The sequence below is a fragment of the Stappia indica genome, assembly GCF_020177335.1.
Taxonomy (GTDB): domain Bacteria; phylum Pseudomonadota; class Alphaproteobacteria; order Rhizobiales; family Stappiaceae; genus Stappia; species Stappia indica_B.
The window spans coordinates 86,277-107,178 of record NZ_JAIVMG010000006.1; the positions used below are offsets into that span (position 1 = coordinate 86,277).

Below are 20,902 nucleotides of genomic sequence, written 5' to 3' on the forward strand. Positions count from 1 at the left end.
ATGGGAATGCGGGCGGATCTGCTGCGAGTGCGCTAGCAACACTGGCGCGGAAAACAATGCGCCGAGGCTAACTTATCGTGGTAGTTGGGCGCTAGAGAGGAGGTTGTGCTTGCTGTTGCGCACAGCCCGGCTCGGCTGAAGCTGCCCAGAGCAAGGCCCGTATCAAATCTTGGGAAAATGGTGGGCGGTGAGAGACTCGAACTCCCGACATCCTCGGTGTAAACGAGGCGCTCTACCAACTGAGCTAACCGCCCGTTCCGGGCCGCCTCTGGCGACCTCGCTGCTCTCCGTCCGGCCAGTAACCCGGCGGGGAAGGGAGAAGGCGCGGCAATCCGGCGCCGGATGGCCGGCCAGATCGCGCGACCGCTTGTCTAAGGCGCCTTGCCGGGGATTGCAAGACGCTTTCCGCCTCCTGCCAGCCTGTGGCGGCTGGCCAAGGGGCCCTGTCAGCGGTTAAGTGGGGCGGGGCTTGGCGAAAACACGATTGCATCTCCTGTGGGAAACGGCAGGCGGTGGTGAAGGACCGGAAACACCCATGACGATCACCTATTTCGGCTACGGCTCGCTGGTGAATGTGCGCACGCTGGACCCGGCGGCGCGGGCAACGCCGGGCACCCTTGCCGGCTGGCGCCGGGAATGGCGGGCCTGGTGGACGGAGCACGAGGGGCCGCGCGTGTGCACCTTGACGGTGGTGCCCGACCCGGATTGTGCCATCGACGGGGTGATGGTCAGCGAACCGGCGGAGGGGCTGGCGGTGCTGCAGCAGCGCGAGCGCCGCTATGAGCGGATCGATGGCATCGGTTCGCAGTTTCGCGGAGCCGCCGATGGCGCGCCGGCCGGCGCCGATGCCTTCCTGTTCCAGGCCGATACGGCAATCCGCAAATGGGGCGATGAGACCCATCCGATCCTGCAAAGCTATGTGGATTGCGTGCTGGCCGGTTTTCATGCCTTCTGGGGCGAGGAGGGGGTGGCGCGTTTCATCGCCTCCACCCATGGCTGGCACGCGCCGATCCTGGCCGACCGCGCCGCGCCGCGCTATCCGCGCGCTCAGGCAATCGACGCCGGGCTGCTCGCCCGCTTCGACGAGATGCTGGCCGGCGAAGGGGTGCGGTATCTGGCGCCGGCAGACTGATCGGCCCGGCCGTGGGCGCCCGCGGCCGGCCAGAACCGGGCATAAACGGTGGCCTCAACCGGGCAAGGTGTGTATAACCGCGCTCACCCGGCCTGCGACGACGTCGCGGCTGGACATTGTTGCGTGCAACACGATGTAAACACGCAATGCAGACAAGGGCCGGTGCGCGGGAAGACGCTCATCGGCGGATCGGGTTTTTGGGAGTTGAGGTGATGGCGCAGAACTGGACACCGGAAAGCTGGCGGTCGAAGCCGATCGTGCAGGTGCCGGAGTATCGCGACGCGGAAGCGCTCGCGGAAGTGGAGCGCCGCCTGGCAGACTTTCCGCCGCTGGTTTTTGCAGGTGAGGCGCGCAAGCTGAAGGCCCAGCTCGCCGAAGTGGCCGAGGGACGCGGCTTCCTGCTGCAGGGCGGCGATTGCGCCGAGAGCTTCGCCGAGCATCACGCCGATCACATCCGCGACTTCTTCCGCGTTTTCCTGCAGATGTCCGTGGTGCTGACCTATGCCTCGGCACAGCCGGTGGTGAAGGTCGGGCGGATCGCCGGGCAGTTCGCCAAGCCGCGTTCGTCGGCGACGGAAACCAAGGATGGCGTCGAGCTGCCGAGCTACCGCGGTGACATCATCAACGACATCAATTTCGATGCGGTCAATCGCGAGCCCGATCCGCAGCGCCAGATCATGGCCTACCGGCAATCGGCGGCGACGCTGAACCTGCTGCGCGCCTTTGCCCAGGGCGGCTTTGCCAATCTCGACCATGTGCATCGCTGGATGCTGTCCTTCGTCAAGGACAGCCCGCAGAGCCACCGCTATCAGGTGCTGGCCGACCGGATTTCCGAAAGCCTCGACTTCATGCGGGCCTGCGGCATCGATCCGGACACGGCGCCGCAGCTGCGCTCGACCGAGTTCTTCACCAGCCACGAGGCATTGCTGCTGGGCTATGAGCAGGCGTTGACCCGCGTCGACAGCACCTCCGGCGACTGGTACGCCACCTCCGGCCACATGCTGTGGATCGGCGACCGCACCCGCCAGCCGGATCATGCGCATGTGGAGTATTTCCGCGGCGTGAAGAACCCGATCGGCCTGAAATGCGGCCCGAGCCTTTCCGCCGACGGGCTGCTGGAGCTGATCGACACGCTCAACCCGGAGAACGAGGCCGGCCGGCTGACGCTGATCTGCCGCTTCGGTGCGGACAAGGTGTCCGAGCATCTGCCGGCGCTGGTGCGCGCGGTGGAGCGGGAAGGGCGCAAGGTGGTGTGGTCCTGCGACCCGATGCATGGCAACACCATCACCGCCAACAGCTACAAGACCCGGCCGTTCGACCGGATCCTGCGCGAGGTGGAGGCTTTCTTTGCCGTGCACCGGGCGGAAGGCACCTATGCCGGCGGCATCCATGTGGAGATGACCGGCAAGAACGTGACCGAATGCACCGGCGGTGCCCGCGCGCTGACCGCCGAGGATCTGGCCGATCGCTACCACACCTATTGCGATCCGCGTCTCAACGCCGAGCAGGCGATCGAACTGGCGTTCCTTGTTGCCGAGAATGTGCGCAAGGAGCGGGACCTGCGCGGCTCCGCACCGCAGGCCGCAGCCAGCTGACGCTTCGGACCCCGCTGCATGTCGGTGCAGCGGGGCTCGGACGCTGGCAAAGAGCAGCGGCACTTCCCGTGTCATCCCGGGCAAGCCTTGGCGCGACCCGGGATCAGGGAGCCGAAAGACGTGCGTTTTCAGTCGGCTGGACCCGAGAGGCCGTGCCTCGCCGGTCCCGGATCTCCGCTTCGCTTCGTCCGGGAAGACGCCCTCCAGGGCGCTTTTTGCATCATGACTTTCTTTCAAGACTATTTCGAACCCGGCGCCTTGTTGCGCCGCCGCCGTTCGCTCACGTAACGGAATTTTTCGAATTCAGGAATATTATCTGGAGCGGGCCAAACGGGAAGGGGGACCGTGGCGCCATGAAACTGGATCTTTCAGGAATTGCCGTTCTTGTCATTGATGACAATGCGCATATGCGGTCGCTGTTTCGCGCCATTCTCAGTGGGTTCGGCATTCGCAGGGTGTTCGAGGCGGCCGATGGCGCGGACGGTCTTGCGGTCATTCTCGACAGGCAGCCGGATGTGGTGATCTGCGACTGGCTGATGGCGCCGGTCAGCGGTGCCGATTTCCTGTCTCTCCTGCGGCGGGACACCAACGACGGGCTGGCGATGACGCCGGTGATCATGGTCAGCGCCGATGCGCGCAAGCCCGTGATCCTGCGCGCGGTCAAGCTCGGCATTCATGAGTTCCTGGCCAAGCCGATCTCCCCGGCGCTGCTTTACCAGCGGCTGCAACGGGTGGTGACCGAGAATCGCGCCTTCCTGCGCTGCGGCGAGGCGGTGCATCCGGTGCCGCGCGCCGCGATGCCCGCCCCTGGCAGGGGCATGTCGCTGGCCCCGCCTTCGGGCGGAGCTGCGCCATCCGCGCAGGATGCGGCGGTCTTCATCTGATCCTCTGTCGCGGAAGCGTTCTGCGGTCTGACTTTCGGCGACGGTGGATGATTGCGCTCGGACAACCTGCGGGCTAAACGGGGAGCATGATCGACACGACCACCCCCCGTTCCAATGACCGCCTGCGTCTGGCGGTTGCCCAGCTCAATCCGACCGTTGGCGATATCGCCGGAAACCTTGCGCTGGTGCGCGAGGCCCGGGCCGAGGCCGCTGCCGCAGGTGCCGATCTGGTGCTGTTTTCCGAGTTGTTCCTGTCCGGCTACCCGCCGGAGGATCTGGTGCTGAAGCCAGCCTTCTTGCGGGCCTGCCGGCACGCGCTCGACGATCTGGCGGCGGATACGGCAGATGGCGGGCCGGGGGTTCTGATCGGACTGCCCTGGCGCGAGGGCGACAAGCTGCACAATGCGGTGGCGCTGGTCGATGGCGGGCGGATCGAGGGGGTGCGCTTCAAGGTGGATTTGCCGAACTATGGCGAGTTCGACGAAAAGCGCGTGTTCCAGGCGGGGCCGCTGCCCGGGCCCATCGGCTTTCGCGGCATTCGGCTCGGTGTTCCGGTTTGCGAGGACACCTGGAGCGATGAGGTTTGCGAGTGTCTGCAGGAAACGGGGGCGGAGTTACTGCTGGTGCCCAACGGATCGCCCTTTCATGCGGGCAAGCCGGAGATCCGCCTGCAGATGATGCTGCAGCGGGTGGTGGAGACCGGATTGCCGCTGGTCTATTGCAACCAGGTTGGTGGCCAGGACGAGCTTGTGTTCGACGGCGCCTCCTTCGCGCTGCAGGCGGATCGCCGGCTGGCGTTCCAGATGCCGGAGTTCGAGGCGGCGGTGACGGTCACCGACTGGCGGCGGCAGTCGGCCGGGGGCTGGGTCTGTGACGGCGGGCCGGTCGCATCGCTGCCGGATCTCGATGCGGCGCGCTGGTCGGCCTGCGTGCTGGGCCTGCGTGACTATGTGGAGAAGAACCGGTTCCCCGGCGTCGTGCTCGGGCTGTCGGGGGGCATTGACAGCGCCATCGTCGCGGCGATGGCGGTGGATGCGCTCGGGCCGGAGCGGGTGCATTGTGTGATGCTGCCCTACCGCTACACTTCCGAGGAAAGCCTCGCGGATGCGCGGGGCTGCGCCGAGGCGCTGGGGCTGCGCTATGACACGGTGCCGATCGCGCCAGCGGTGGAGGGGTTCACCGAGGCGCTTTCCGGTCTGTTCAGCGGCACGGAAGCGGGGATCACCGAGGAGAATATCCAGTCGCGCGCGCGCGGTGTCATCCTGATGGCGATTTCCAACAAGTTCGGCTACATGGTCGCCACCACCGGCAACAAGTCGGAGATGTCGGTGGGGTATGCGACCCTTTACGGCGACATGAACGGCGGGTTCAACCCGATCAAGGACCTGTACAAGATGCAGGTCTATCGGCTGGCCGCCTGGCGCAACGACAATCGTCCGGCGGGCATGCTCGGGCCGGAAGGCGAGGTCATCCCCACCAATATTCTCGTCAAGGTGCCCTCCGCCGAGCTTCGGGAAGGGCAGAGCGATCAGGATTCATTGCCTGAATACGAAGTGCTGGACGATATTCTCGAATGCCTGGTGGAGAACGAGATGTCGGTGAGCGAGATCGAGGCGCGCGGCCATGACCGGGCACTGATCCACCGGATCGAGCATCTGCTTTACATCGCCGAGTACAAGCGGCGGCAGTCGGCGCCGGGGGTGAAGATCACCCGCAAGAATTTCGGCCGCGACCGCCGCTATCCGATCACCAACCGGTTCCGCGACCGCCACTGAAAGGGCACGGTGAGGGCAGGGCTGGAACCTGGAATTGGGTCGGCCGGTCAGCCCTGCTGCGGTGCCGTGTGCGCTGTGGTCTCTCCCGCGCTGCCGCGGTCGGTCAGGGCGATCAACCGGTCGATCACGGCGAGGGTTTCCGCGTCGGACATCTCATCGACGTCGAACAGCCGGCCGTGGCGAATGCCTTCCAGGGTGAGGAAGGTCATCATGGCGAATTGCGGGTCCTTGCAGCACGCGCGAATGGTCTGCATCAGCTCCGCGTTCTTTTCCCGCACCGGGTCGAGCAGTTCCGGCGCCTCTGCGATTGCCGCGAGAAAGCCTGAGGGCGGCCTGCTCTTGCGGCAGAGATGAAACCGGAAGGTCTCCAGATAGCCGCGCATCAGCGGGTCGGGGTGGCCTTCGCTGGCAAAGCGCTCCTGTTCCTTCTGGAAGTGGGAGGCGAACCCGTCCACATGCCGGGCGACCATGGCGGTCATCAGTGCGGCCTTGGTGGGGAAGTTGTAGAGCAGGCCGCCCTTGGAAATGCCGGCTTTCTGGGCGACTGCATCAAGAGAGAACTTGCGCGCGCCCTGTTCCGCCACCACTTCTATGGCGGCCTCCACGATCCGCACGCGTGTTTCAGTACCGCGTTTGGTGGCGCCCTGTTTCTTCTGTGTTGTCCGTGCCACAGTTGCTCCCTCGTCTGTCGCCCTATCCCCGGTGGAGGGGACAGGGTGTTGACTTTACCGTCTGGACGGTAAAGAAACAAGCTACGTAGGAATAACCATGACATACGGTAGGCTCCGGTTTTTCCGGTGGCACGCAGGCGAAGGGCCGCGTGACGCCATGGCGGTCCTGCTGTTCCCATTCACATTTTCGCACCGAGCCCGTCCGAGAGCCCCATGCTGAAGCGCATTCTTGCTTTCCTATTTGTCCTCGTCATTCTCGCCGCCTGTGCCGGCCTGATCTGGTTCAATGTCTTCCGGGACAAGATGATCGGCCAGTTCTTTGCCAACATGCAGCGCCCGACCGTCACGGTTTCGACCCTGGTGGTGGAGCCGCAGGACTGGCACCCCGGCATCGAGGCGATCGGCACGATCGTCGCCCGGCAGGGTGTCGATGTCGCCTCGCGCGCGCCCGGTCTGGTGCGGGAAATCCACTTCAAGGCCAATGACAAGGTCGAGGCCGGGGCGCTGCTGGTCCAGCTCGACGATGCGGTCGAGCAGGCCGACCTGATCGCCGCCGAGGCCAATCTGGCCCGCGATCAGCAGGCGCTCAACCGGGCCGAGGCGCTGGCCGGGCGCGGCGTCAGCTCCGCCTCCGTGCTGGACAATGCCCGGGCGGCGCTCGATGCCTCTCGCTCACTGCTGGAGCGCGTCAAGGCGCAGCTCGATCTGAAGCAGATCAGGGCGCCGTTCTCCGGCACCATCGGCATTCCGCGCATCGACCTCGGTCAGTATCTGAGCGCGGGCGCGGTGATCGCCACGCTGCAGGATCTCGACACCATGAAGGTCGACTTCAACGTGCCGGAAGGGCAGATCAAGTCGATCGGCCTTGGTCAGACGATCCGCCTCGGGCTCGATGCGGAGCATCTGGACCACACCGGCGAGATCATTGGTGTCGACCCGAAGGCCGACCCGAATTCGCGGCTGGTGGCGGTGCAGGCTGAGGTGGACAACGCCGACTATGCCTTGCGCCCGGGTCAGTTCGCGGCCATCCGCATCGAACTGCCGATCGAAAAGGACCTGATTGCCCTGCCGCAGACCGCCGTGGTGATGAGCCTTTACGGCTCCTATGTCTATGCGGTGCGTGAGGTCGAGGTTGAGGAGGACGCGGACGGGGCGCCTGACGCGGCCAAGCCGGAGGCGGGCAACGATGGCGAGGCAGGCGAGAAGAAGCTCGTCGCCCGTCAGGTGTTCGTGAAGACCGGCCGCCGCTATCTCGGCGTGATCGAGGTCACCGAAGGGTTGAAGCCGGGCGACGTGATCGTCACCGCCGGCCAGAACAAGCTGTCCATCGGCACGCCGGTGCGGATCGACAACACCATCGACCCGTCCACCACGTCGGGCCTTGGCGGAGGTGAATCGTGAACTTTTCCGAAGTCTTCATTCGCCGGCCGGTGCTGTCCACGGTCGTCAGTCTGATCATCCTGCTGGTTGGTGTGCAGGGGATCCTCAACATGACGATCCGGCAGTATCCGGAGGTCGAGGAAACCGTCATCACCGTGTCGACGATCTATCCGGGCGCCAGTGCGGATCTGATCCAGGGCTTCATCACCACGCCGGTCGCCAAGGCGGTGGCGACGGCGGAGGGCGTTGATTACGTCACCTCCAAGAGCACGCTCGGCATGTCGACGGTGACCGTGCAGATGCGCCTCAACACCAGCCCGGATGCGGCGCTGACGGAGGTGATCTCCAAGGTGCAGCAGATCCGCGGGCAGTTGCCGCGTGAGGCGGAGGACCCGGTGATCCAGAAGGGCACCGGCAACACCTTCGCCCTGATGTATCTGTCGGTGCTGTCCGACATCATGTCGCCGCAGCAGATGACCGAGTTCATCTCGCGGGTGATCGAGCCGCAGCTCTCCACCGTGGAGGGTGTCGCCGATGCCCAGGTGCTGGGTGGTCAGACCTTCGCCATGCGCATCTGGATCGACCCGATCAAGCTGGCCGCGCGCGGCGTGACGGCGACCGATATCCAGCTTGCGGTGCAGAGCGCCAACTTCCTGTCGGCGCCGGGCAAGACCGAGAACGAGTACGTCGCCTATCAGATCGAGATGCAGACGACGCTGCAGACGCCGGAAGCCTTCGGCCTCTTGCCGATCCGCTCCGACGGCGACGAGATCGTGCGGCTGCGCGATGTGGCACGGATCGAGCTGGGCAGCGAAAACACCGATACCAAGGTCTCCTTCAACGGCCGGCAGGGCGTGTTCATCGGCATCATGCCGAGCCCTTCGGCCAACCCGCTGGACACTGCCGACGGGGTGCGGGCGGAGCTGGAACGGATTTCCGCCAACCTGCCGGAAGGGGTGTCGATCACGGTGCTCTACGACAGCACCAGCTTCATCAGGGCGTCGATCGGCGAGGTGTTCACGACAATCGCAGAGGCGGTGGTCATCGTCATTCTGGTGATCCTCCTGTTCCTCGGCTCGTTCCGGGCGGTGCTGGTGCCGATCGTGACGATCCCGCTGTCGCTGGTCGGTGTCTGTTTCTTCCTCTGGGGGCTGGACTATTCGCTCAACACGCTGACGCTGCTGGCGATGGTGCTGGCCATCGGCCTTGTGGTGGATGACGCCATCGTCGTGGTGGAGAACATTCACCGGCACCTGGAAAACGGGATGAAACCCTTGCCGGCGGCCATCGTCGGCATGAAGGAGATCTTCGGCCCGGTGGTGGCGATGACCATCACCCTGGCGGCGGTTTACGCGCCAATCGGTTTCGCGCAAGGGCTGACGGGCTCGCTGTTCCGCGAGTTCGCCTTCACGCTGGCCGGTGCGGTGGTGATTTCCGGCTTCGTCGCCGTCACCCTGTCGCCGATGATGTCGGCGCGGCTGCTCTCCAGCAAGCCGAGCCGGTTCCAGCATTTCGTCGACCGGATCTTCACCCGGCTGGCGGACTGGTACGGACGGCGGCTCGACGGCTCGCTGAACTACAAGCCGGCGACGCTGGCAATCGTCACCATCCTGCTCGCCACCACCGGCTACCTGTTCGTCAACACCAAGACCGAACTGGCGCCGGAGGAAGACCAAGGGGCGTTGTTCGCGCTGACCACCGCGCCGCGCTATGCCACCTCCGATTACACCAAGCTCTACACCGATCAGTTCTACGATCTGACCGACGATGTGCCGGGTGTGGAGGCGCGGTTCCAGGTGGTTGGCACCGGTTCGACCAATTCGGCCTTCGCCATCTGGGCGCTGAAGCCGTGGGACGAGCGCGAAGAGAGCCAGAAGGCGATCCAGGAGATGATCCAGCCGCGCCTGCAGAAGTCGGCCGGCGTCGAGGCCTTCGTGTTCGCGCCGCCCTCCCTGCCGGGCGCCGGTGGCGGGTTGCCGATCCAGTTCGTGTTGCAGTCCACCGGCGCGGCTGAGCAGGTGTATGAGATCGCCGAGGAAATCCGCCAGAAGGCGATGGCCTCGGGCAAGTTCATCGTCGTCCAGAACTCCCTGTCCTATGACAGCCCGCGGGTGCGGGTGGTGATCGACCGGGACCGGGCGGCGACCCTTGGCGTGCCGATCTCAAGCATTGGCCAGACGCTGAACATTCTCGTCGGCGAGGCGGAGGTGTCCAAGTTCGACCGGGAGAGCCGGTCTTACAAGATCATCCCGCAGGTCGACCGGGCGTTCCGTCTGAACCCCGAACGGCTCGACTATTTCTACGTGCGTTCGGCCAATGGGGCGATGGTGCCGCTGTCGGCGGTGGTGAAGATCGACGCAACCGCAGCGCCTGCGGCGATCGAGCAGTTCAACCAGCTCAACTCGGCGACGATTGCCGCGTTGCCGCTGCCCACCGTGACCTCCGGCGAGGGGCTTGCCACCTTGCAGGAGATTGCCCGGGATGCGATGCCCGATGGCTTCTTCGAGGATTACGCCGGTCAGTCGCGGCTGGAGATCAAGCAGGGCTCGACGATCCTGTTTGTCTTCGCCATGGCGGTGGTGGTGATCTATCTGGTGTTGGCGGCGCAGTTCGAGAGCTTCCGCGATCCGTTCATCATCATGATGTCGGTGCCGCTGTCGATCTTCGGGGCGATCGTGCCGTTGAACCTCGGTCTGGGCACGCTGAACATCTACACCCAGGTCGGGCTGATCACCCTTGTCGGGCTGATCACCAAGCACGGCATTCTGATGGTGGAGTTCGCCAATGCTCAGCGTGACGAACATGGGTTGAGCAAACGCGAGGGCATCGTCGAGGCGGCGCGCGAGCGTTTGCGGCCGATCCTGATGACCACCGGCGCGATGGTGCTTGGCGTCATTCCGCTGGTGCTGGCCGAGGGGGCGGGCGCGGCCGCGCGCTACTCCATCGGCCTGGTCATTGCCTCGGGCATGTCGGTGGGCACCATCTTCACCCTGTTCGTGGTGCCGATGTTCTACATGTATGTGGGGCATCCGGACCGCAAGCCGGTCACTGACGACGATGCGGGCGAGGCGGTGACGGCGAGCCCGGCGCCGGCCGAGTAGGCACGTCGCCGGGCAGGGCGGCACCGCCGTACCGCCGCTTTCAGTGAAACTTCCCCGCGAAAAAGACCCCGTCGCCGGTTTCCGGCGGCGGGGTCTGACTGTTGATCGAGGGCAACGACACCTTTCGGCGTCATCAACTCATTCCAGTCAATTCGTCTCTCAAGCGCACATTGAGGAGGGCGATGATCTTGCGCATGACGGCAATCGATGCCTCGCGCCTCGGCGTCATCCCGGCCCCCGTGCCGGGATCGGAGAGCCAAAAGCCCGGCGTTTTCATGGGTCTGGAACCGGCACACTGTGGCTCGCCGGTCCCGGATCTCCGCGTGCGCTGCGTCCGGGAAGACGTGGAGTGTGGGGCAATGTCGGGAGAAGAATAACCCCTGCGCTATTTCTCGGCGTCATCCCAGGCGAGCTCTGGCGCGACCCGGGATCGGAGAGCCGAACGACGTTCGTTGTCATGAGGATGGAGCCGACAGGCCGTGGCTCCTTGATCCCGGATCTCCGCTTTGCTCCGTCCGGGAGGACGCCCCTAGGGGGTATCACATTTACCCCGTCGCCGGCCTCCGGCGGCGGGGTTTTTCATGAGCTGAAGGGCAGGCCGGGGAGGGGCAAGAGGCAAGGGGGCGCCATGGCGCTGAGGCGCTCTGCCACAAAAAAGCCCGCCGATGCTGGGCATCGGCGGGCCTTCTGTTTGTGGTAGCGCCGGCCCGGTCGGGGTCGGCGACGTGCCTTGGTATCAGGCGGCGCGCACGTCGGCGAGGAACTGCTCCACCTCGGCCTTCAGCCGTTCGGCCTTGCTGCTGAGGTCGGCGGCGACACCGGTCACCTGGGTGGCCGCCGCACCGGTCTCGGTCGCACCGTGAGTGACCTCGATGATGTTGCTGGACACTTCCTGGGTGCCGATCGATGCCTGTTCCACGTTGCGGGCGATTTCGCCGGTGGCGGCGCTCTGCTCCTCGACGGCGGCGGCGATGCCGGCGGCGATTTCGTTGATCTCGGTGATGGTGCGGCCGATCACCTGGATCGCGGCCACCGCCTCGTCTGTCTCCGTCTGGATCGAGCCGATCTGCTGGCTGATGTCCTCGGTTGCCTTGGCGGTCTGGTTGGCCAGTTCCTTGACCTCGGCGGCGACGACCGCAAAGCCCTTGCCGGCTTCTCCGGCGCGGGCCGCCTCGATGGTCGCGTTGAGGGCCAGAAGGTTGGTCTGTTCGGCGATTGCCGAGATCAGGCTCACCACCTCGCCGATGCGCTGGGCCGCCAGGGCAAGACCCTGGACCTGACCGTTGGTCTTGTCCGCCTGTTCCACCGCGCGGCCGGCGATGCTGGAGGACTGGGCCACCTGGCGGGAAATTTCCTGGATCGAGCTGGACAGCTCATCCGTCGCCGAGGCCACCGTCTGCACATTGGCGGAGGCTTCTTCGGCGGCGCTGGCCACGGTGGTTGCCCGGTCGTTGGTGTCGTTGGCGATGGTCGACATCGAGCTGGCCGTTCCCTCCATTTCGGTGGAGGCGCTGGCCACGGCATTGAGCAGTTCCGAGATGCTGGCGTCGAAGTTCTGGGTGAGCTGCTCGATCCGCTGGGCCCGTGCCTGACGCGCCCGGGCTTCTTCCGCCTCGCGCGCCGACAGGGTGTCGGCCTTGATCATGTTCTCCTTGAAGATGTTGACCGCGGCGGCCATGTCGCCAATCTCGTCGCGATGATCCTGCCCGGGGATCTCGGTGGTCTTGTCGCCGGCGGCCAGGGTCTTCATCGCCTCGGTGATCGCGCGGATCGGGTTGGCGATACCGCGGCCGATGAACCACGCGGCCCAAAGTCCAAGGGCGATGGCGATCAGTGCGACGGTCACGGTCAGTACGACGGCCTGGCTCATGGCGGCGGTGGCCTGCGGACCGAGACTCTCCTGTTCGGCCTTGATGGCCAGCTTCAGTTGCTCCATCTCCTGCGCAATCTTCGGGCCATAGACGTCGAGAGCCTGGGCGGTGATCCTGTTGCGCTCGATCGTGGCGTCGTGAATGCGGGTGGCGCCGGCGATATAGGCTTCGCGCAGGGAGCCGACCTCCTTGGCGAGGGCGCGCCGGGTGGGGTCCTGAAGCTCGATGACCAGGCTCTTGTGAAGCTCCGCCATCGCGGTTCCTTCCTGGACGACGCGGTCGAAATCGGCGTCGCTGCTGGTGACCAGGAACTTGGCCATGTAAAGCCGCATGAGCAGCAGGCTGCGCTGGACATTGGCGGCGCGGTAGGCGGCTCCCACGTCCCGGTCGTCATAGGCGCTGCGCATGATTTCGGTCAGTTTGCGCTCGATTTCCACACCGGCGCTGTTGAGGACGTCGGCGATCAGCCCGTCGCGCTCCGCCTGCAGACGGACCACCTGTGCAAAGCCGTCCGTATAGGCGGTGATTTCCTCGCCCGCATTGGCGATGATCTTTCCGATCTCCGATCCGGCGAGCCCCTCGTTCAGCTCGCGGCCAAGCTCCCGGGTCCGCTGGATGCGGTTTTCGACGGTTGCCACATCCTCCTGGGAAGAGCGCTGGATGAAGTTCTTCACCGCCAGGCGCGCTTCAAGAAGATTGGACTGTACCTCGCCGGCAAGGTTGGTTTGGATGGCAATGGCTCTGTAGCGGGCGAAGTTGTCGCTTCCGCTGCTGAGATTGAGGGATGAGACGGTGCTGATGACAAGAAGAAGGAGGAGGATCGTGCCGAATCCTCCAAATATCTTCTTTGAAATCTTGATGTGATTTAGCAAGGATCTTCACCTTCTTATGCGGTTGTTTTTCGATTATGTCTGACGTCGCGGTCAGGCTCTATGGGGGGTTGCAGTATCGCGGCTATTTTCATTGCGAAATCTAGTAAATCATCGTTAATGAATGGTTATTTATGTTAAAATATGTTTTTATATTTAAGATTTTTTGATTTTTTAATGTATTATTGGGTTGCATTATTTAAATTAATCAATTTATAGGTTTGTTTTCTGGTTTTCCTTCTCTGGGAGATCTCCCTGCTCGTCCTTTCCCGGTAGGGCGGGCTCCTTTCCGCTCGATTTCCTTGAGAAAATCATCCGGCGCTCCCCGTTTGGTTCTTGTTGATCTGGACGTCGGTGGTCCACCGGCGAAGAGCCGGGGCGTGACTCAACGTCCGGCGTGCCGGAGGTCTTGCGATCGTTGGGAATGGGGCAACGGGGAGGGCGGCGTGATCGGGATTGCCGCCCGTGCTGCTTCTGGGTAAGAGAGCGTCATGACCGTTACCGTTCGATTTGCTCCCTCGCCCACCGGATTTCTCCATATCGGCAATGCCCGACCGGCGCTGTTGAACTGGCTCTATGCGCTGAAGACCGGTGGCAGCTTCGTGCTGCGCTACGATGACACCGATCTGGAGCGCTCGACCGCCGAGTTCGCTGCGGCAATCGCCGAGGATCTTGGCTGGCTCGGCATCGTGCCGGACCGGGTCTGTCGCCAGTCGGAGCGGATCGCCGCCTATGATGCGGCGGCGGAGCGGCTGAAGGCCGCCGGGCTGCTCTATCCCTGCTATGAGACTGCCGAGGAGCTGGAGCGCCGCCGGGCGCGGGCGCGGGCGCTTGGTCGTCCGCCGGTCTATGACCGGGCCGGGCTTCGGCTCACCCCGGAGGAGCGGGCGGCACTGGAGGCCGAGGGGCGCAAGCCGCATTGGCGCTTCCTTCTGCCCAATCATGCGGGCGATCCGTTCTCCACCGTGCGCACGGAGGAAAGCTGGCAGGACCTGTGCCGCGGCGAACAGGCCGTGGATCTGGCCTCCCTGTCCGATCCGGTGCTGATCCGCGCCGACGGCACCTACCTCTATACGCTGCCGTCGATTGTCGATGATATCGACATGGGCATCACCCATGTCATTCGCGGCGAGGATCATGTGGCCAACACCGCCGTGCAGCTGGCGATCTTCGCCGCGCTCGACGCCAAACCGCCGGTGTTCGCCCATCACAACCTTCTGACCACCGTGTCCGGCGAGGGGCTGTCGAAGCGCAAGGGGGCTCTGTCGCTGCGGTCGCTGCGCGAGGCGGGCTACGAGCCGCTGGCGGTGGCGTCTCTGGCGGTTCTCACCGGCACCCGCCATGCCATCGAGCCGGCGGAGAGCCTTGCGGCGCTGGCCGGGCAGGTGGAGCTGACCGATATTTCCCGCTCAGCCGCCAAGTTCAATCCGGACGACCTTCGCCCGCTCAATGCCCGGCTGGTTCACGGTCTGCCGTTCGCGGCGGTGTCGGAGCGGCTTGAGGCGCTTGGTATCGGCGGCGGCGCGCCGTTCTGGGATGCGGTGCGGGCGAATTGCGAGACGGTGGCGGACGCGCAGCGCTGGTGGCAGGTGGTCGCGGGCGGCGCGGACATGCCGGCCGATGCGGCGCCGGCGCTCGAGGATGCGGAGTATCTGAAGCAGGCGGCGGAGCTGCTGCCGGCCGAGCCCTGGGACGAAACCACCTGGGGCGCCTGGACGGGCGCGCTGAAGGCGCAGACCGGGCGTAAGGGCAAGGCCTTGTTCCTGCCGCTGCGGCTGGCCCTGACCGGTGCCGCGCATGGGCCGGACATGAAGACCTTCCTGCCGGTTATTGGGCGACGTAATAGCGTGGCCCGACTACCCTGACCGGGCGCTTGCCCTCCTCGGCGGGTTTCGTCACCGCAGGGGCGGCGGGCTCTGCCTGCGGCGCCACCTCGGTGAGTGTCGGTGTCGTTTCGGCCTGAGGGCGCCCGAGCACCGGCAGGCGCGCCGGCGCACGCTCGGGGGCAAAGCCGAGGCGCAGGTTAAGAGCGGTGTCCGGATCGGCGCCCCTTGGTACTCTTGGCTGGGGGGCTTTTAGCTCGGCCTTGCCCGCAATGCTGTCGCGCAGATAACCGGCGGCCTCGGCATCGTCGCCACTGGTGATCAGGCTGGCCATGGTCTGGCGCTCGCTGTTCTCCGACTGGCAACTGCAACCTGAAACGAACTGTGTCCGGAACCGGTTGGCGTTCGGCAGCATGTCATAGGGCGTGCCGTCGAGGGCTACCAGGTCGTCGAGGGTTTCCCCCGGATTTCGATGCAGGAACAGCCGGGTTTCCGCCGAGGGGCACATGGAGCGGCAGACGGCCGCATCGCGGCTCAGGCCGTTTTCGGTCACCGCATAGCTGATGGGGAAGAAAAAGCCATCGCAGGTGCGCACGCACATGGTGCGGTAGGTCTGGCCAATGGCCCGGCGGGGCGCACTGCGGTCGCTGGAGGAGGTGACGCGGACGCTGGAGCGGCGCCGGTCCGGCGCGGTCGCCGCAGAGGATGCCTGCACGGGGCCGCCCCTGTCGTCTGCCCTATCCGTGTTCCGGCCAATGCCGAACAGCGCAAGAAATCCGCCGCCGCGATCTGACGACCGGGCGCTGCGGGTGGTGCCGCAGCCCTGGCTTTTCATGGCGCGCCTGAGCTGCGCCGTGCGCGCCTTGGCACCGCCGCCGCCCCGGGTGAGCCGGTCGCGCTTGCGCTCCAGCTTTGCCAGATTGGCCCGCATCTTCTTGATCTTGGCAGTGAGGGGGGAGCAGGAGGCATCGGCGCCGCCTGCGTTGCAGCCGAGATGGCGCGCATCCCGCTCGGCGAGCGACAGGGACTTGGCCTGTTGCCGCGCTGCCTTGGCCCATTTTCGTTGTTCCGCCGATTGCGGCGTGCGCGCGGTGCTGCGGCTCAGTTCGGCGGCCAGAGCCGAGCAGGTGGCGGCGGAGGCGTCTTGCGGGCCCGCGACCAGCAGCGCAGCCGTCAGCAGCACGCCCGTCAGGAGCGCGCGCGTCACGGGCGCGGTGGCGCGCTGCCGTTTGGCGTTTCTCATCACCTCTTGCCGTCCCTGGCTCATTCGCACGTTTCCCTTGTGGGAAATCTCTTGCTGAACTATCGCCGCCGGGCCGCCTCGACACAACAAAAGCCGGGGAGTTTAGTAAATTGCGCGCTAACTCCCTGTGCCGTCCGGTCGCTCGTCCATCCGGTCGTTCAGTTCGAAGGCGCGCTCGGTCAGGCGCTGCAACAGCGGCTCCAGTGTCGTCCGCTCTTCCTCCGACAACGGCGCGAGCAGCCGGTCGACGAAGCCAAGGGCTTCCGGTACGAGTTCGTCGTAGATGCGGCGGCCCGCGCTGGTCAGCTCCAGAAAGCTCTCGCGCATGTCGCGGCTGTTGGTGTGGCGGCGCACCAGCCGGCGCTCTTCCAGCGTGGCGACGGCCCGCGACACCTTGGTCTTGTGCATGCGCGAGTGCAGGCCGATTTCCTTGGCGGTCATGCTGTCGAACTGGCCGAGCGTGGCCAGCACCCGCCATTCCGGGATGGCGATGCCGTAGCGGCGCCGGTAGACGCCGGCGAGCGACTGGCTGACAGCCTCGGCCAGGATGCTCAGTCGGTAGGGGAGAAAGGCCTCCAGCTTCAGCGTTGGCGGCGTGGCGGTCATGATGGCGATACGGCCCTTGATTTTGGTTGAATATTCTCTTTATGCTCGCAATAAGAGTAAAGATGCGAGCGCAACGAGTTTAGGCCAGTTCGGTGGGGGCCGTCATCGCTTTCCTGCAAAACCACCTCTCCTTCATCAAGCACATCTACGGTGCTGTGTCCCGGCGTCGGTCTGGATGCGCGCGGAAACCGGTTGCCAGCGGTGCACGGGGCATGTCACCTCGACATAGTGCAACGGGGCTCACGCGAATCGTATGACACGACCGGCCAACACCTCACCTCCGCCACAGAGCGTGGCCCTTGTCTGGACCGTGCTGGTGCATGTGCTGGCGCTGCCGCTGGCCGGCGCCTTTCTGCCGGCGTTGCTGATCCGCCCCGCCACCGCCGGCGGAAGTGGGCCGGCGGCCGGGTATCTCCTGGCCGGCGTTTTCCTGGTGCTGATCGTCGGGTTGCACCTTGCGCTCTGGCGGCTGGCGCGGGGCAAGGGGGAGCGGCGCCTGGCCGTGGTCATCCTGGTGCTGGGCGCACTCAGCCTGGCATCCCTGGCACTGCTGGCGACCCCGTCGCCGCTGGTGGGGCTGGTGCATCTGGGCGCGCTTTTGGTGTGAAGTGTCATAGGCTGGGCAGGGCAGGGCGAACCGCCGCGCTGCGTGGTCTCCGGCCGGGCCTTGGCCCGAGCCCCTCGCAATTTCGCGCCTTTGCCCCCATATCGGGACCGGCGGCCTTTCGGCGCCAACAACCTTTCGGGGAGACAGACCGGATGACCTTGATGACACGGCTGGCCGGTGCGGCCTTTGTGACCTTGCTCGCACTTGGGCTCGGGCTCGGGCTTGCCAGCGGCGCGCAGGCGGAGGGCGAACCGGACCTGATTTTCAAGAAATCGACGGTCTGGAAGCTGCTGACACCGGATCACAAGCTGGCGACTTACGCGATCGACGATCCGATCGTGCAAGGGGTGGCCTGCCACTTCACCGTTCCGGAAAAGGGCGGTGTGTCCGGTTGGCTGGGCGTGGCCGAGGAGGTCTCGGACGTGTCGCTCGCTTGCCGTCAGGTTGGGCCGGTGACGTTCAAGGAGAAGTTCGAGCAGGGCGAGGAGATGTTCCGCCAGCGCCGCTCGTTCCTGTTCAAGAAGATGCGGATCGTGCGTGGCTGCGATGCCAAGCGCAATGTGCTGGTCTATCTGGTCTATTCGGACAAGATCATCGAGGGCAGCCCGAAGAACTCCACCTCGACCGTGCCGATCATGCCCTGGGGCGGGGCGGAAGCGCCGGCCTGTGCCGACTGGCTCGACGAGTAAACCGCGACGTTCAGGGCGCGGCGGTTGCGTTGCGCCCGTGAGGGAGCGCTGGCACGGGGACGACGCTTATTGCGCGGCCGCGCGCTCCTTTGTTGCCTGGATCTCTTCGGGCGGACAGAAGTGCTTTTGCAGCAGCGCCAGCACGTCGATGGCGATCTCGCTGTCGAGGCTGTAGTAGATGGTGGTGCCATCCCGCCGGGTGCGCACCAGCCCTTGCGCCCGCAACAGGGCCAGTTGCTGCGACACCGTCGGCATGCGCATGCCGGTCTGTTCAGCCAGGTGACCGACGCTGGTTTCCCCGCCCGCCATGTTGCACAGGAGCATCAGCCGTGGGGCCGAGGCCAGCATCTTGAGAAAGCTTGCTGCGTCCTCTGCCTTGTTCTGCAGCGCGTCGATCATCCGTTCTATTCCTGTCGAGCCCTTGGCCTGTGCCGCCGTCTCCCAGAAAGTGTGCTGCGGGACTATGGCGTCTTGACGATGGTGCCGGTTTGCCGCCCTCCGGCGCAAATGGCACGCGGGAGACTATCGTCGCGACTTTCCCTTTCGTCAACGTGTGGAATGCATGTGGTATGCTCCGGCGCTGCAGCCAAAGGCATCGGGAATGCAGTCCGACACGCGGGAAAGCCGCATTTCAGAACGGTCTCCAGCCTCTGGCGCGGAGACCATCAGGACAACCGGTGAGAGAAGAGCGACGGACAGAATGAGTGCGGCGAGCACCTGACGAAACATCTGGGACATGAGAAAACACCCGATACGCGAGACCTGATCGATGCGTGATCGTCGCATTCGGGCCGTGAACCGCCCCTGAGAGGAGCGTTTATCCACCGTTCAGTTTCCTTGCGGCCGCAGTGCGGGGGGGAGGGGGCGCCGCGACCGCTGCCGTGCCTCAAAGGTCGGCGCGGCGATTCGTCGTCAGCGCGGTTTTCAGCACCTTGTCCCGGCCATAGACGTCCCGGCGGAAGTGGGTCGAGCCATCCTTGTTCACCCAGGCGGTCAGGTAGGTGAGGTGGACCGGAATGGGCTCCTTCAGCTTGACGATGCGGCGCTTCTGCGTGTCTCGGGCGGCAATCAGCCGCTCCTTGCTCCAGCCATCGCGGGCAAGCAGCACATCGCCAAGATCGAACGGGTTTTCCGCGCGGATGCAGCCATGGCTGAACGAGCGCTGGGCCCGGGAGAACAGCGCCTTCGACGGGGTGTCGTGGATGTAGATGCTGAACTTGTTCGGGAACATGAACTTGATGCGTCCCAGGGCATTGCTCGGGCCCGGGTCCTGGCGCAGCGTGTAGGAGAAATTGCGCCGGCTGACCCCGTTCCAGTCCACCGCATAGGGGCTGATCTCGCGATTGCCGGAAAAGATGCGAATGTTCTTGGCGGCAAGGGCGCCGGGATTGCGCTGAAGCTGCGGCAGGTATTCCGAGGTCGCGATCGAGAAGGGGACCGTCCAGAACGGATTGATCTCCGCGTAGGTGATCTGGTCGGAAAACACCGGGGTGGCATGATAGGGCTTGCCCACCACCACCCGGGTGGTGTGCACGGTCTTGTCGTTATCCACCACCTTCAGGTTCTGGTCGGCGAGGTTGATGAAGACGTAGCGCTCGCCCAGATCGTCCGGCATCCAACGCCGCCGCTCCATGTTGAGCGCCAGCTGTTCGATCCGCGCCGAAATCGGCACATTGATCTCGACAAGGGTGTTCTTGCCGATGACGCCATCGACCTCCAGCCCGTGCCGCTCCTGAAACAGCTTCACCGCCGCGAGCAGGGCACCGTCATAGACGTTGCCCGAATGGCTGCCGGCGGCCAGAAGGTCTTCTTCGATCAGCCGGGCGCGCAGGGCCTCCAGCCGGGCGTCGGTCATGCCGGGTTTCAGCACCGGGCCGCCCGGCACGAGGGTGAAGCCGCCGGCCGCCTGCTTGACGCGGTAGTCGGCGAGGCGATCCTGCAGCCGGTCATAGTTGGGGGTATTCGGCGACAGGCCTTCGAGCACTTCGGTGAAGCTCTCGCTGGAGTCGACCAGATCCAGAAGGGTGACCGGGTCGGGCGCCAGCGGGAAGAGCTTCAGGGACTTGTTGACCCGGTTCGGCTTGACCCGGCCGGCGGCCAGGTGGCTCGCATAGGTGACGTAGGTGCTCGACAGGGCGACGTCGAGCGCGGCCAGATCCTCCACGCCGGCGGCGTTGAAGGCGAGCTGGGCGAGCCGGTCCGGGTCGTAATCCTCCGGGTCGAGCGCATGTTCGCCCGCGTTTTCAAGGGCGACGAGCAGCTCCTTGGCGAACGGGTTGAGCCCATCCTCGGAGAGCCAGAGCGGTTGAAACTGGCGCTGCTGGTAGAAATCGCGGACGCTGAGTTCGGCCTCCTCCTCGCTGCCGGCGTTGAGCGCGGCATCCAGCATCATGCTGTCGGCACTGTCGAGCCGGGCGGCGATGGCAAAGGCCAGCGGATCGGTCGGGAGCAGGTCGGCCGGGACTTTCTCCGCTGTTGCCGTGCCATCCATGTCCGGCAGCGCCGCCGACTGGGCAAGCGCCGGCGCTGTCGGAGACAGCAGGCCGGCAAGCGGCAACCCCACCGCGAGCGAGGCGGCAAGGATGGTGGTGGCAAGACGCATTGAATTCTCCCTTTTCCGGCGACCGTGGCGTCATCCTACACAACCGGAAGGTAA

15 protein-coding genes and 1 tRNA gene are annotated in these 20,902 nt (G+C 65.1%); 9 read left to right on the forward strand and 7 right to left on the reverse strand.

The window, feature by feature from the left end; all coding sequences use genetic code 11:
- Positions 1-178 precede the first annotated feature (178 nt).
- Positions 179-254, reverse strand: a tRNA-Val gene (locus tag LC062_RS10045).
- Between the two features lie 281 nt (positions 255-535).
- On the opposite strand from LC062_RS10045, the gene LC062_RS10050 reads away from it, so the two are divergent.
- The 4 genes from LC062_RS10050 (at position 536) to LC062_RS10065 (ending at position 5,386) form a co-directional block, all read left to right on the forward strand.
- Positions 536-1,132 carry a gamma-glutamylcyclotransferase family protein gene (locus LC062_RS10050; protein WP_224910900.1) on the forward strand — a complete coding sequence of 199 codons (597 nt, stop codon included), beginning with the start codon at positions 536-538 and terminating at the stop codon, positions 1,130-1,132.
- A gap of 212 nt (positions 1,133-1,344) precedes the next feature.
- A complete protein-coding gene (locus LC062_RS10055; RefSeq protein WP_224910901.1) occupies positions 1,345-2,727 on the forward strand; it encodes a class II 3-deoxy-7-phosphoheptulonate synthase in 1,383 nt (460 codons plus the stop codon).
- 353 nt (positions 2,728-3,080) lie between these two features.
- Positions 3,081-3,611 carry a response regulator gene (locus LC062_RS10060; protein WP_224910902.1) on the forward strand — a complete coding sequence of 177 codons (531 nt, stop codon included), beginning with the start codon at positions 3,081-3,083 and terminating at the stop codon, positions 3,609-3,611.
- A gap of 86 nt (positions 3,612-3,697) precedes the next feature.
- Entirely contained in the window at positions 3,698-5,386 is a 1,689-nt protein-coding gene (locus tag LC062_RS10065; protein ID WP_224910903.1) for an NAD+ synthase, read from the forward strand.
- A 47-nt stretch (positions 5,387-5,433) separates the two neighbouring features.
- Here the strand turns inward: LC062_RS10065 and LC062_RS21475 are convergent, their stop codons facing one another.
- Entirely contained in the window at positions 5,434-6,057 is a 624-nt protein-coding gene (locus LC062_RS21475; protein ID WP_224910904.1) for a TetR/AcrR family transcriptional regulator, read from the reverse strand.
- Between the two features lie 213 nt (positions 6,058-6,270).
- Here LC062_RS21475 and LC062_RS10075 point away from each other — a divergent pair, with 213 nt between their 5' ends.
- The gene (locus LC062_RS10075) at positions 6,271-7,458 is read left to right on the forward strand and encodes an efflux RND transporter periplasmic adaptor subunit (protein WP_224910905.1); all 1,188 of its coding nucleotides are present in this window, start codon (positions 6,271-6,273) and stop codon (positions 7,456-7,458) included.
- Entirely contained in the window at positions 7,455-10,538 is a 3,084-nt protein-coding gene (locus LC062_RS10080; RefSeq protein ID WP_224910906.1) for an efflux RND transporter permease subunit, read from the forward strand. Before LC062_RS10075 ends, LC062_RS10080 begins: the two co-directional genes overlap by 4 nt.
- A gap of 736 nt (positions 10,539-11,274) precedes the next feature.
- On the opposite strand, the gene LC062_RS10085 is transcribed toward LC062_RS10080, so the two are convergent.
- On the reverse strand, positions 11,275-13,281 hold the full coding sequence (locus LC062_RS10085) for a HAMP domain-containing methyl-accepting chemotaxis protein (protein WP_224910907.1): 2,007 nt from the start codon (positions 13,279-13,281) through the stop codon (positions 11,275-11,277).
- Positions 13,282-13,769: 488 nt separating this feature from the next.
- Between LC062_RS10085 and gltX the strand changes: the two genes are divergently transcribed.
- Positions 13,770-15,143 carry a glutamate--tRNA ligase gene (gene gltX, locus LC062_RS10090; RefSeq protein WP_224910908.1) on the forward strand — a complete coding sequence of 458 codons (1,374 nt, stop codon included), beginning with the start codon at positions 13,770-13,772 and terminating at the stop codon, positions 15,141-15,143.
- On the opposite strand, the gene LC062_RS10095 is transcribed toward gltX, so the two are convergent.
- Together LC062_RS10095 and LC062_RS10100 are read right to left on the reverse strand one after the other, a co-directional pair.
- Positions 15,106-16,368 (reverse strand): DUF2865 domain-containing protein, encoded by a 1,263-nt coding sequence (locus LC062_RS10095; RefSeq protein ID WP_224910909.1) that lies wholly within the window; start codon positions 16,366-16,368, stop codon positions 15,106-15,108. The genes gltX and LC062_RS10095 overlap by 38 nt on opposite strands.
- Positions 16,369-16,461: 93 nt before the next feature.
- Positions 16,462-16,950: a MarR family winged helix-turn-helix transcriptional regulator gene (locus LC062_RS10100; RefSeq protein ID WP_224910910.1), complete on the reverse strand. Its 489-nt coding sequence runs from the start codon at positions 16,948-16,950 to the stop codon at positions 16,462-16,464.
- A 253-nt stretch (positions 16,951-17,203) separates the two neighbouring features.
- On the opposite strand from LC062_RS10100, the gene LC062_RS10105 reads away from it, so the two are divergent.
- Positions 17,204-17,557 (forward strand): hypothetical protein, encoded by a 354-nt coding sequence (locus tag LC062_RS10105; protein ID WP_224910911.1) that lies wholly within the window; start codon positions 17,204-17,206, stop codon positions 17,555-17,557.
- A gap of 161 nt (positions 17,558-17,718) precedes the next feature.
- Positions 17,719-18,246, forward strand: a complete 528-nt coding sequence (locus LC062_RS10110) for a CreA family protein (RefSeq protein ID WP_404829705.1) — start codon at positions 17,719-17,721, stop codon at positions 18,244-18,246.
- A 66-nt stretch (positions 18,247-18,312) separates the two neighbouring features.
- On the opposite strand, the gene LC062_RS10115 is transcribed toward LC062_RS10110, so the two are convergent.
- Together LC062_RS10115 and LC062_RS10120 are read right to left on the reverse strand one after the other, a co-directional pair.
- A complete protein-coding gene (locus tag LC062_RS10115) occupies positions 18,313-18,645 on the reverse strand; it encodes an ArsR/SmtB family transcription factor (RefSeq protein WP_181759877.1) in 333 nt (110 codons plus the stop codon).
- 487 nt (positions 18,646-19,132) lie between these two features.
- On the reverse strand, positions 19,133-20,848 hold the full coding sequence (locus LC062_RS10120; RefSeq protein ID WP_224910913.1) for a L,D-transpeptidase family protein: 1,716 nt from the start codon (positions 20,846-20,848) through the stop codon (positions 19,133-19,135).
- Between the last annotated feature and the right edge of the window lie 54 nt (positions 20,849-20,902).